The organism is Mitsuokella jalaludinii DSM 13811 (assembly GCF_000702905.1).
GTDB lineage: Bacteria > Bacillota > Negativicutes > Selenomonadales > Selenomonadaceae > Mitsuokella > Mitsuokella jalaludinii.
Genome location: NZ_JNKR01000009.1, coordinates 26,670 through 38,957 on the forward strand (window position 1 = coordinate 26,670; position 12,288 = coordinate 38,957).

Genomic DNA, 12,288 nt, shown 5'->3' on the forward strand with positions numbered 1-12,288 from the left:
AAAGTCCGCTTCCTTTCTTTCTCAATTTCTCAATCTCTCAATTCACGGTCACTGGTTGGCTGCGAGGCACTGGTCGACGAGCTGGCGGCCGAGATCGCCCATCTTGCGGATGAAGTTCTCGCGGACCGGCATTGTCGCTTCCTGCCACTTCGGGATATCCTCCGGCGGGATCTCGTAGACTTCCATGCCGGCATCGCGGAGTTTCTCCATGCAAGCGCGGTCTTCCTGGCGCGTCTGCTCACGCAGTTCATCGCGCGTCTCCTTGGCGCACTGCTCGACGAGCTGCTTCTGATCGTCCGTCAGGCGATCCCAGGAACTGCCGTTGACGGCCAGCACGAACTCGCAGTACGCGTGGTTCGTCATCGTCAGGTACTTAGCAACCTCGTAAATCTTTCTCTGGTACATGGCCGTCGTTCCGGAAGTCTGGCCATCGATCGTGCCGCGCTGCATGGCCATGTAGACCTCACTCGAACTCATCGTGACGGGCGAGGCGCCGAGCGCCTTGATCGTCTCAGCCGGGATCTGGCCGTAGCCGCGCAGCTGCAATCCCTTGAAATCCTCCGGTTCCTTGAGCGGACGCTGGTTGTTGCAGAACTGCACGTAGCCGTAATCTACCCAGATCAGCGGATGAACGCCCTTGCGCTCCATCTCGCTCGTCAGCGTGCGTCCGAGACTTCCGTCCATCGCGCGTCCGACGGCTTCGTAGCTGTTCAGCAGGAACGGCACATCGAGCACATTGAGTGCGGGCACGACGGTCGTCCACATCGCCGTGGAGTTCAGGCCCATGTCGAGGCCGCCCGTCATGATGGCATCGTTCATGCTCTTGTCGGTGTAGAGCTGACCGGCCGGGTACGTCGTGATCTTAATGCTACCATTCGAACGTTCATTGACGCGCTGTGCAAAGCGCTCCATGCCCTGCGATAGGTAATGATCCTGTGGCAAGTGGTAGGCGAGCTTCAGCTCGACAGGTCCACCCTGTGCGGCCTGATGTTCGCGAGCCATCTTGCCGAGTCCACAGCCCGATAGCAGCAGGGAACAGCCCACCATAATAGACAACAAGCAAATGATTCCTTTCTTTCCCCAATTCCTCATCGTTACTGTACACCTCCATAATTCAAACGTCTTTTATGAATGCATTATCTTTTAAGTATATGCGACGCTCTGTAATGTTGATGGACCCTAGTGTACATCACTTGAATACAAAATGCAAGCTATTGCGCGATAAAAAAATCTTTCTAAAAATCACAATAAAACAACAGGCATATTGCCGCGATATCGGTCATACAGGCATAAAAAAACTGCTGAGCGCTTTTCCAGCAAACTCAGCAGTCTTATCCGATTGGCGTCAGGCTCAGCCCGCGTAGGCCAGGACGACCTTGAGGACATCCTGCGCGATGCTTTTCTCCTCGACGATGGACCAGTAGTGCGTATCATCCTCGTAGATGTCGCCCGACTCGGCGGCATTCTTCTGCTCGAGGATGTACCAGGCCCCGCGCCCCGTGTTGTACCAGAACTTGTAGACGTACGGATACGTCTTGTTCTTGATGTTGTCCGTGTAGTAGACGCCGACATTGATGTGCTCTGCGTCCGGGCGGTAGACCGTCGAGGTGTCGACGACGTACTTCTCGTCGACGTGCTGCTCATACGCCGTTACATAGGCCGCCGAGCAGGCCGTCGGCACATAGACAGCCGCGACTGCTGCGACGAGCATCGCCAAAAAGCTCAACTTCATGATCTTCATGAATGTTCCTTCTTTCTTGTGGGAGGTTCCCGTATTCCAACGCTTCTAGTATACAAGTCCGGCCTTCAAAATACAAGTAGCTCAGTCAAAAAGCCTCTTCCGCAGCAGATGCGCGAAGAGGCTTTGACACGCCTGCGAAGGAATAGTCACTCTCCTGACAATCAGAGCTTGAGCATGAACACCTTGTCGCCGCTCCCCGCCTCCTTGGCTTTGCTGGAGCTTTCCTTCACGATGGCCAACACCTGATTCCCTCCATAAGGCATCATCTGGACGTCGTTCTGGCCGTCAAACAGCTTGTCCGCACTGATCCTGTCGACAAAGGAACCGTCTTTCTTATTGAAGATATTGATTTTGCGGATGTTGCCGTCGAATACGAAAAGGTAGTCATCCGTGACGGCGACGTCAAACGCGCTGGCCAGGAAGCCCGGCTTGCGGTCAGGGTCATCCTTGCGGCCGAGGATATACGCTTGTGTGCCGTCCAGGCTGTAGGCGGCGACAGCGCCGACGCTCATCTTGCCGTCCAGGGTGCTGCCGAACAGATAGACATTCTGGCCATCGCAGGCAAGACCGTCCGGCGTCGTGAGCAGTTTATCGCGCTCTTTCGGGATGACGGTGCCAATCTCCTGCGAGACTTTTCCATCCGCAACGGCATAGCGCACAATGGCCTGCGCATTGTAGAACGACACAGCTTCATCCTTGCCCGGTACGCCAACCATGCCGCGAACATTCTTCTCGTAGAACGGCTTGCTGGTTCCATCCGAAGCGACAGCATTGACCTTGCGCTTGGCATCGGTGTAGATCAGTTCCTTGCCGTCATTGGAGAGGAAACTCTCTTCCGGCACATCTTTGACGAATTCCGCATTCGTGATCTTGAGGTTATCATCCTCGAGCTTCGCCTCGAGGATGGTCCCCGTGTTGGCATTGCGGATGTAGATGGTATCCCCAATCTTCGTCATAGCGCCGGTGCGGTGGAACGTCTTCGTGATGACGATCTTGTCGGTGTTGTTGATCTTAGCCAGCGAGAGTTCCTTGCCCTGCTCCAGCTTCACCGGCTCGTAGTTCAGGGTGATCTTTGGCTTCTGCGGCTCTGGATCCTTCGGCTTGTCTGTACTCGAGTTGTCGCAGCCGAGCACGAGCACAGCGATCAGCAGTCCGATTATCAGGGCGGCAGCGCGTTGCAACTTCCTCATGGTCATCCTCCCCTTCTTTTTCTTCTTTTCCATCACATCTCACGATTCTTTCTTTGCCTTCGGCTGGCGCTTGATCTGGGTGTAAAGGAAGGTATCGTTGCTGTCGACGAGAGAGAAACTTTCTTCCTCAAGGTAGGAGTCAGCCTTGACGGCCTTGTGCACATTGCTCATGCCGGCAATCAGGATATAGCGCACGAGGAAAGCGGCGCCGAGTGCCAGCACGAAGGAAATCCCTAGGATCTTTGCAGTCATAAAGAGCCCCCCTTACGTCGTCATGAAATACTGCACGATGAAGTAAAGCACCGGCCAGAATACAGCGAGTGCAATGGCGGGATAGAGCCACGACTTGCGCTTGTCGATCGGCAGGCTGCCGACGAACTTGCCCGTCTGTCCATTCATCATGAAGGTGTAGGGCTTGCCCTCGTAGCGCGTCGTCAAGATCCAGACCGGCATCATCGCGTAGGATATCGCGGCGCTCTCGCGCAGGAAGGACGGGTCGCCTGTAAGCGAGCAGCGGTCGTATCCCTTGACAGTCTTCTGCAGCGTGTCGATGGCCGTCGAGCGCATGCGGTCGTCGGCGCGCGGGATGCTCGCCTCCGCATCGACATCGTACTTGTCGGCCAGATGGCCTGTGAGGTAGGCCGAGGAAAACGGCACGAGTTCTGCGTAATCGAACGGCTCGATGCTGTCCATGTACGCATCGTCCATGCGCTCGCTGCCATCGACAGGGATGCGCGCGAAGTGCATGGAACCGGCGCGCTCGCACTGGTAGACGCTCGTCTCCGTGATGATCTCATCCGCCGTCTCGCGGCGCACATCGTTCTCGGCGCGGAAATTGGCCCTGGCAAAGACATCGGCGTCAAAGAGCCAGAACGGCACGTACATCGCCTGGATGTCCTTCGTGCGATTGGCCCCGGCAAAGCCGTCGGGCAACAGATACTTGCCCTTGTAGAAGGATTGCAGCGCCTCCTGCGCCTCTTTCTTCGTCTTCTTGAACGGGAGGATGAAGTCCGGCTTCACCATTCCCTCGAATTTTGCTGGCATCATGTTGGGGCTGCCGCAGTAGGCACATTCTGTCGCCATCGTATTGCCATCGGAAACGAGCTCGGCGCCGCACGAGGAGCAGGTCTGCATGGCCATGGCGCTGCTCTCCTCTGGCGACCACTCGCCGCCCGCTGCGGCAGTGTCAAATTCGGCTTCCTTTGTTTCGGCAGCGCGCCTGGCGGCTTCCTGATCCCGGGCGAACATCGCCTCGATGGCCGCGATCTCAAATTCGGTGCCGCAGTACTCGCAGCTGACCGTATCGCGTCCCGGCTGGAAGGAAAGCGGCGCACCGCACTTCGGGCATTTATAGCTGACTGACGATTCGGCCACGATACTCACCTTCTTCTCTCTTCATCTGCTCTCGCTATCGATTCTTTATCGATGCATTGCAGACGCTATGCATCACTGCTTGTCACTCTCATCAAACGGGTCGCCGCACTCCGGGCAGAACTTCGGCGGGTGCTTCGGGTCCTTCGGTTCCCAGCCGCACTTGTCGCAGCGGTAGAGCGGCTCGCCCGCTGGCTTCTTCGCGCCGCACTCCATGCAGAACTTGCCCTTGTTGACCGTACCGCAGCTGCAGGTCCAGCCATCAGAAGCGGGTTTTGGCTGCGGCTTGCCACACTCCTCACAGAACTTTCCCGCATTGCCCGCATGGCCGCACGAGCAGGTCCAGACTGCCTGTGCCTGCGGCGGCGCTGCCTGCTGCGATGCCGGTGCCTGCTGCATGGGCGGTGTCAGCGGATTGCCCTGCGAGGGCGCCCCCTGGCTGAATGCGCCCATCGCACCGGCACCCACCTGCCCGGCCATGCCCATGCCCATGAAGCCGAAGGCACCGCCCATGCCAGCCTCATTGCCGGCTGCCGTGCGCATCGCATCGGCCGTCGCCGTCGCCAGGCGCCCGGCCCGCATGTCAGGATTGCTCATGATGGCGCTATCCTGGATCTCCTTGATGCGGCGCTCATCTTCTTCCTCGGCCTTGACCGACGAGACGCCGAACGAGACGATCTCGATGCCGCGCTTCTTGCCCCAGTCCTCCGAGAGCTCCTCGCTGAGCTCATTGCGGATATCCTTCGTGTAGTTGATGAGCTGGGTGTAGCGGATGCCCTTGGCCGCGATGCGCCCGAAGGCCGGCTGCAGGGCCGTCAGGAGCTCACTTTTTAGCTGCGAGTCGATCTCCGAGCGCTCGTAGACGGTGTCGAAGTTGCTGCAGACGTTCGTGTAGAACAGAATGGGATTCGCGATGCGATAGCTGTATTCACCGAAACAGCGGATGTTGACGTTCAGCATGTACGGTCCGATCATCGTCTCGAACTGGATAGACTGTGGCGTGCCGTACTTGTTGCCCATGATCTCTTTCGTGTTGAAGTAGTAGACGCGCTGATCCTTCGGCGCATCGCCGCCGAACGTGAAGCGCTTGCCCATATTGCGGAAGACAGCCTTGAGGTCACTCGCCAGGTCGCCGCCAAAGACAGTCGGCTCTGTCGAGCTGTCGTAGATGTACTCGCCCGGCTCGGCACAGATCTCGACGACCTTGCCCTGCTCGACGATCATCATGCACTGGCCCTCATTGACGACGATGACCGAGCCCTTCGTGATGATATTGTCCTCGCCCGAGGTATTGGAGCTCCTGCCCCGCGAACTCGTGCGCTTCTGTCCTTTTGCGGCCAGCGTGTCCTTGTCGAGGCTGTCACAGTAGAGGAATTCTTTCCACTGATCGGCCATGACGCCGTCTGCTGCGCCCATTGCTGCCTTGATGAGACCCATGATAATCCTCCTTTTCTAACTAGTCAGAACAACGGCTCAGAATGCGACCTGCGGGACTTCCTTCGCCTTCTCCTCCGCCCGGAACTGCGGAAGCGGCCGCATGCCCATCATGTCGGCGAAGAACGTCCCCGGAAATGTCTGTATCTTGATGTTGTAGAAGCGGATGGCCTCATTGTAGTCCATGCGCGCGACGGCGATGCGGTTCTCCGTGCCGCTGATCTCGCGCATGAGCTCTGTGAACTGCGTGTTCGCCTTGAGGTCCGGGTAGTTCTCTGCGATGGCTATGAGCTTGCCGAGCGCACCTGTAAGCTCCGCATCGGCTGCGCCGAGCTCTTCCGGAGAGCCAGCGTTCATGAGCCTTGCACGCGCATCCGTGACGGCCTTGATCTGGGCTTCTTCATGCTTCATGTAGCCCTTGACCGTGTTGACGAGATTCGGGATGAGATCAGCCCGCCGCTGCATCTGATTCTCCACCTGACCGTAAGCCGCATCGACATTGAGCCGCGCGCTCTTCACCGAGTTGTACTGGTACCCGAAGAACAGGCAGAAGACGAGGAACAGCCCTATAAGAATTGTCCCACCTTTCATATATATCCTCCTTCCCGACGCCCATCCGGACGCTCCCTTTGCTGTCGCTATCTTGCATTCTAATCGGACTCTTATGCTTTACCATCCCCCCGAAGCACCGCCGCCGCCACTGCGGCCCCCGCCAAAGGAGCCGCCGGACCCGCCCGAGCCACCGGAGCTGTGCCACTTGCTACCGTCATTGCCCGACCGCCCCGCTCCCGTGCCGCCAACCGAATCCGAAAAGAGGTGGCCAGACGACAGGAGATGCAGGATGCCCTTCAGGGTGTCCCAGACCGCGTAGACGAGCAGCGCCATGAGGCCGAAGAAGATGGCTGCGCCGAGCAGGATACTCCAGAACGAGGCGTCCGCCTCTTCTTTGACATTCTCGGGGACCTCGGCACCGTACTCCTCATACGCCTTCTGTGTGAGTTTTGCATAGGCCACGACAATGGCCTCGGAGTAGTTCTCACTCTTGAAGTCTGCCTTCATGCCATCGAGCACGGAACCCGCATAGCCATCGGTGATGGCACCTTCGAGGCCGTAGCCGACCTCAATGCGGAACTTGCGGTCCTCCTTGGCGATGAGCAATAGCACGCCGTTGTTCTTCTCGGCATCGCCGATGCCCCAGTTGCGGAAAAGCGTTGTCGCGTATTCCTCAATGGAAGCGCCATCAAGAGAGGAGATGGTCACGACGACAACCTGAGCCCCCGTCGCCGCATCAAGCCCCCTGCCCATCTCCGCAATCTTTGCCGCATCCTCATTTGAGATCATCGCAGCCGTATCGGCCACGTACGTCATCTGAGCGGGCTTCGGCAGGACTGCCGGCGCGGCCGCAACCACGGCGGCAAGCGCGATGAGCAGCATCAAGATTATGCCAACCACATAAGAGCGGCTTTGAAGTAAGCTCTTTCTATCCATCGCTCTCATCCCCTTTCGTTATCAGTATACTGCCAAGGGAGGTGCGACCGTACTGTCATAAATGACAGGTAGGCAAAAAAAAGAAGCTGGGCTATCAGCTTCTCACTATGATGATCCCTCAATCTCTCGGGGCAGGGCAGACCCCTTCTATTGTCAGCGTGAATGAAGGCTGCGGCGATATGGTCATGTGTGCGCCCAGCAACTTGACACGCCGGATGATGGCCGAGAGGCCGCTGCCGGGGTGGAAGTCCGGCGGCGCACCGCAGCCGTTGTCGGCGATGCGCAGACCTGTCTCGCTCAGCGTCACCTCGACGGTATCCGCATGGCCGTGGCAGATACCATTCGTCGCTGCCTCGCGCAGGATCTCCACGAAGGCGAGCGCCGTCGTGCGCTGCGCAGGCAGCTGTCCCGTGAGCTGGACTTTCACGCCAAATGCCTCATAGGCCCGAATGAGATCCTCCAGGAGCTCCTGCGGCGATTCTTCCTCGAGCCAGATCTCTTCGAGCACCATGTCGACCGTGGGCACAAGCTTGGCCGCCTCCAAGGGCTCCGGCGCGGTCAGCAGTCTCTGCAGCATGCTGATGCGGCTGCCCATGATGTCGTGCACGCGGACGCGCACCTTCTCGAGCGTCTTGAGGCGCTCCTGCTCGACAGCCGATTGCAGCAGGCGCTTTGTCTCAGCAGCCTGCTCGGCCAGCACGGCGTTCTTCGCCTCGAGCTCGCGCGTGACGGCGTCGAGCTCTGTCACATTGGAGGCCGTGATCTCGATGCAGCCGCCCTTCATGGCCTTGCGCCGCAGGAGCCAGGCGCTGTGACGGAAGCGGAAGATCAGCGTCCCCGAGGCCTTGGCCGAAACACGCTTCCCGGCGATGGCCTCGAGGCACTGCCAGAAGGCCTCGGCATTGCGGAATTGCACACCGGCAATCCCTTCCATGAAGTCAAGCATCGAGAGATTTGCCAGGACGATGCGCCCATCGCCGTGTGCGAAGAGAATGCCCTCCGGCAACGTGTCGAGTCCTTCGCGTATCCGTTCGCGCTCTGCTCGCGTGCGTTGCCAGAGAAATCGCCAGCGCACGATGAGCAGCAGCGCCGCCATCGGTGTGCTCCACGGGAAATGATTGGACAGCGCGCCAAGAGCTAGCACAACTGCCGCAAAGAGCAGTGCAGCCTGCGCGATGCAGCGGCCCTTGATGATCGTGCGCATCTCTCGCCTGCACAGATGCCAGAGGCCTGCGAAAGAGAGTCCTAGAGCCGGGATGAGCAAGAGCGGATGGAGTCCCCGGACCGCGATATGGACCGCAGCGGCGCGCATATCGAGGCAGTCGAGCAGTAAATCACAGGCGAGCAGCACCGCCGTTCCCTCAAACCAGACCGAGGCATCGCCGGGCACGCGGCACACATAGGCTGCCCGCAGCCCAGATGCGGTGCAGATGACAGCCAGGAAGGCAAGCGGCAGCATGGCAAAGGCAAAACCGTAATCGCTCATGGCGCCACCTCCCCGCGGGAGATATCACAGGTAACAGACACGGCATAGCCGAGATCTCGGCAAGAAATACAGCCTTCCCCATGCTTTTCCTGCCAGAGGGACTGCCACCTGTCCACCCACGTGTCGTGCTCATCCACGAGGAACGTCACGCTCTTCTCTCCCATCGTCACATACACCTCCTGCTCGGGCCGGCTGCGCGCCGCCTCGGCGAGGAACGTCACCAGTGCATCGAAGGCCAGAAGCGCCCCCTGTGCCGGCAGTACCTTCAGCATACTCCAGGTGATGGCCGCATGCACATGGAAGGCGCGCAGTGCCGAACAGATTTCCGAGGCAGCCATCTCGAGTTCTTCGATCGCGATTGTCCCGCTCTCCTCGCTCTTCAGGAAGAGCACACAGCGCTTCTTCGTATATGTCGCGAGCAGGTTGAGCTTGTGGACCGCATGCTCTCTCTCCTGCCCTTCGGTGCGCAGGATCTCCTCGCGGAACTCCCGGAAGTACGGCCGCAGTTCTTCAAGAAGTGCCTCGACCTCCCGGCGCAGGCGCTGGTGCATCGCCGCTGCTGTCTGCTGGCGGCGGAGATGCACCGTGCGCCGCAGATAGCGGCTCCTGCGCTCTAGTGCGCGGTTTGCCTGCGCGAGACTGCGCTGGCGTTCATGCAGCAGGCTCATGTCCTCATACCAGACGAAGGTGCCGCCACCCGGCACCTCCATCTTGGAGATGCGGCAGTCACGCCGTGCCCCCTGCTCCGGTGCTGCCTTCGAGACGAGGCGCACAGCCCCCCTTGCATCGAACAGCATGAGACCAAGCGATGCCTCGCGGAAGAATACCTCGTGATCGTGATTCGACGGCATGAGCCCCGTCCGCAGGCAGAGTTCGAGCAACAACAGAAAGAAGCCCGTCGTCGTGAGCGTCACGTCGATGCGCACGGCAGGCAGAAAATTGTAAAAGATAGAATAGAGAAGGAACAGGATGCAGCACACGACAGGCAGCACCATCTGGAAGCGCCAGATTTTCTGCAGCTTCGCCTTGATCCAGAGGATTGCCAATGCCGTAAAGACTTCCAGGAACCAGAGGGTCCAGTAGGCATAGGCACCCCATTCAACCTCCTCTTCCCAGTCGCTGCCCTCCCTTTCCTGCGGGAACGAGAAGAACTGCTCATGCCAGTCATTCGTCAGGATGGCGATGGCCAGTGCGAGATTCAGGACGAGCAGTGCGAAAAGATGCACCGGAAGCCTCTGCGCGACAGCATCACGGTCGGCCACATGCGCAATCCATAGCAGTGCGACAGGCAGGGCCGCGCGGAAGATGTAATAGAGATACCAGAGCAGCCTCAGCAATGTCTCATCCGCATCCAGCACAGCCGGCTCGGCCATGTACTTCAAGAGGCGCACGGATTGCCAGGCGAGCAGCGCGGCAAGGAGCAGCCGGATGGCCCGGCGCGCGCCGCGGTGGAGGAAGCGCGCCCGGAGCGATTCACCCCAGAGCACGGTCAGAGCCGGCATGAGCACATATGCAAGATGGCGCAACCAGACGACATCCATACCATCACCTCCATTCCACATTCCTACTCTCGAACATTCCCTCGCTGCATCTCTTATGATACAATGAGAATAACCCAATTTGAACGAGAATCCACCCTCGCGCACCAAGAAAGGGGATACGTATGATGACCCACCAGAAGGCACGCCTGACCACACGAAATCTCTGCCAATGCCTCGGCGCCTTCGCCCTGCTGTTGAGCGCCTCCTCCACAGCCGCCGGAGCAGATGCCAGCTTCCAAGAACTCGAGCAGCAGGGCACGCTTGACAAACGAGAGCCTGCCCGTGCGGATGACGGAAAAAACTATCCGCGCCTTGTGCTGCACGGCGACTACCGCTTCCTCTACGGCAAGGGACGCTTCCACGCAGATGTACCCCAGGACCTCGGCGGGCCATACCGACGCGTCGACCAGGATCACTTCCGCGCCGAACAGCGCCTGCGCATCTTCCCGTTCCTCGAAACGAGCGGGAGCACGAGCATCCGCACGATGCTTGAGGACAAGCGCGACCGCAAGGACGAATCGCGCCGGCAGCGCCTGAAGCTCTCACGCCTCTACGTACAGCATGAGAACGCCCACACGAAGCTCGAAACAGGCCGCTTCAACTACTACCTCATGGACGGCAATGTCATCGACAAGCGCATCGACGGCCTGCGCTTCCGCACAGGAGACGTCGACTGGCCGCAGGGCAGCCTGGCCGTCTTTGTCGGCCGCACGACAGGTGAGCCGGACAAACAGAAAGACGGTGTCTCGCTGCTCTGGAAGAAGCGCCTCGGCAAGATGGACGCCAGTGCCGCCTATCTCGATTTCCGCCAGCGCGAGGACCTGCCGACCAGCCTGCCAAAACTCCATAAGTCTGGGATAAAGGCAGGCCGCGATGGCGATGGCTTCGACCGCCAGCACATTGCCTCGCTCGCCGCCCACTACCATCCCACCGAAAAATGGGAGCTCGGGCTCGAGGTCCTGCATTCAGACGGCCGCCACAACGCCGACGATTACCGCGAATCAGAGCGCGGCTTCGTCGCACTCGTACAGTACGGGGTGCTCGATGAAGCGCGCACCGGCAGCTTCTCGACCTGGCTCCGCTATTACGACCAACCATCGTCGTCCGTCCTCTACCCGACGATGGATGCCGACAGCACCTTTTTCCGGCGCCAGGGCTTCCGCGGCTGGGGCGTGCGCACCGACTACGTCATCGCGCCGGGCCTTGCCTGCGCCGTCGAGGGATTCCGACTCGAGAACCGCAGCGAGGGAGCCCAGCTTCGCGCGATGCACGAGTACATCCTCGGCACGAGCGTCACAGCCTACTTCTGACCTCGCGCAAACGTGCGTTTTAGGTACAATTTCAGGTACAATCAGGAGAATACCGTATCATCGCGCTCGCATTCATTCTGCGTCTCTGCGCTCGTCAGCCCCTTCTCGGCCGCTTCTACGGCAAGGCCGACCACGCTCTTGTGGCCGGTCTTTTCGAGCATATTGGTGATGTGGAAGCCGACCGTCCGCTTCGAGATGCCGAGCAGCTCGGCAATCTCCTCGCGCGACTTGCTGCGGCAGATGAGCTGCAGGATCTCGAGCTCGCGCTCCGTCAGGTTGGCTTCCGCCGCACCGAACGTATCCCGGCCGCGGATGACGGGAAAGACGTGCTCGCCCGCCATAGTCCGCCGGATGCAGTCGAGGAACGCCTCCCCCGCGGCTTCCTTATAGATGAAGCTGTCTGCACCGGCATCCCTCGCCCAGCCGACGAAGGCCAGCTCCGACATGCCCGTCATCATGACGACGCGGATCTTTGGGAAGCGCTCTTTGAGCCTGCGGCAGATCCGGATGCCGCTCGTGCGACTCTCCATGCAGATATCCATGAGCACCAGGTCCGGCCGATAGCGCAGGCATGCCTCCTCCGCCAGCTCGGCCAGCGCGCACGTCGCGCAGACGGCAATGTCCGGCACCGGCTCAAAGACCTTCTTGAGCCCCTCCAGCAAGATCCTCTGGTCGTCCACGAGCAGGATGTCAATCATCGCACTCCCTCCCATTCCATCGTATTTCT

Annotated in this window: 12 protein-coding genes; 1 reads left to right on the forward strand and 11 read right to left on the reverse strand. The window is 59.5% G+C overall.

Annotated elements, in window-relative coordinates; all coding sequences use genetic code 11:
* Positions 1 to 48: 48 nt before the first annotated feature.
* The 10 genes from T518_RS06225 to T518_RS06270 all read right to left on the reverse strand — a co-directional run bounded on the left by T518_RS06225 (position 49) and on the right by T518_RS06270 (position 10,251).
* On the reverse strand, positions 49 to 1,047 hold the full coding sequence (locus T518_RS06225) for a TRAP transporter substrate-binding protein (RefSeq protein WP_036376947.1): 999 nt from the start codon (positions 1,045 to 1,047) through the stop codon (positions 49 to 51).
* 304 nt (positions 1,048 to 1,351) lie between these two features.
* Entirely contained in the window at positions 1,352 to 1,741 is a 390-nt protein-coding gene (locus T518_RS06230) for a hypothetical protein (RefSeq protein ID WP_036376952.1), read from the reverse strand.
* 161 nt (positions 1,742 to 1,902) lie between these two features.
* Positions 1,903 to 2,931 (reverse strand): NHL repeat-containing protein, encoded by a 1,029-nt coding sequence (locus T518_RS06235; protein WP_148485472.1) that lies wholly within the window; start codon positions 2,929 to 2,931, stop codon positions 1,903 to 1,905.
* Positions 2,932 to 2,970: 39 nt separating this feature from the next.
* Entirely contained in the window at positions 2,971 to 3,183 is a 213-nt protein-coding gene (locus tag T518_RS06240; RefSeq protein WP_036376958.1) for a hypothetical protein, read from the reverse strand.
* Positions 3,184 to 3,195: 12 nt separating this feature from the next.
* Complete coding sequence (locus T518_RS06245) at positions 3,196 to 4,305, reverse strand: zinc finger domain, LSD1 subclass subfamily (RefSeq protein WP_036376960.1); 1,110 nt, start codon at positions 4,303 to 4,305, stop codon at positions 3,196 to 3,198.
* Between the two features lie 72 nt (positions 4,306 to 4,377).
* Positions 4,378 to 5,739, reverse strand: coding sequence for an SPFH domain-containing protein (locus T518_RS06250; RefSeq protein WP_036376963.1), 1,362 nt, complete (start codon positions 5,737 to 5,739; stop codon positions 4,378 to 4,380).
* Positions 5,740 to 5,775: 36 nt separating this feature from the next.
* Positions 5,776 to 6,327: a LemA family protein gene (locus T518_RS06255; RefSeq protein WP_036376965.1), complete on the reverse strand. Its 552-nt coding sequence runs from the start codon at positions 6,325 to 6,327 to the stop codon at positions 5,776 to 5,778.
* A gap of 78 nt (positions 6,328 to 6,405) precedes the next feature.
* The gene (locus tag T518_RS06260; RefSeq protein ID WP_051652220.1) at positions 6,406 to 7,188 is read right to left on the reverse strand and encodes a TPM domain-containing protein; all 783 of its coding nucleotides are present in this window, start codon (positions 7,186 to 7,188) and stop codon (positions 6,406 to 6,408) included.
* A gap of 154 nt (positions 7,189 to 7,342) precedes the next feature.
* Positions 7,343 to 8,710 carry a sensor histidine kinase gene (locus T518_RS06265; protein WP_051652221.1) on the reverse strand — a complete coding sequence of 456 codons (1,368 nt, stop codon included), beginning with the start codon at positions 8,708 to 8,710 and terminating at the stop codon, positions 7,343 to 7,345.
* Positions 8,707 to 10,251, reverse strand: a complete 1,545-nt coding sequence (locus T518_RS06270) for a hypothetical protein (protein WP_051652222.1) — start codon at positions 10,249 to 10,251, stop codon at positions 8,707 to 8,709. The genes T518_RS06265 and T518_RS06270 overlap by 4 nt, the downstream gene beginning before the upstream one ends.
* A gap of 122 nt (positions 10,252 to 10,373) precedes the next feature.
* Here T518_RS06270 and T518_RS06275 point away from each other — a divergent pair, with 122 nt between their 5' ends.
* Positions 10,374 to 11,561 carry a hypothetical protein gene (locus T518_RS06275; protein ID WP_187360810.1) on the forward strand — a complete coding sequence of 396 codons (1,188 nt, stop codon included), beginning with the start codon at positions 10,374 to 10,376 and terminating at the stop codon, positions 11,559 to 11,561.
* Between the two features lie 41 nt (positions 11,562 to 11,602).
* On the opposite strand, the gene T518_RS06280 is transcribed toward T518_RS06275, so the two are convergent.
* On the reverse strand, positions 11,603 to 12,259 hold the full coding sequence (locus T518_RS06280; protein ID WP_051652223.1) for a response regulator transcription factor: 657 nt from the start codon (positions 12,257 to 12,259) through the stop codon (positions 11,603 to 11,605).
* Positions 12,260 to 12,288: the final 29 nt, after the last annotated feature.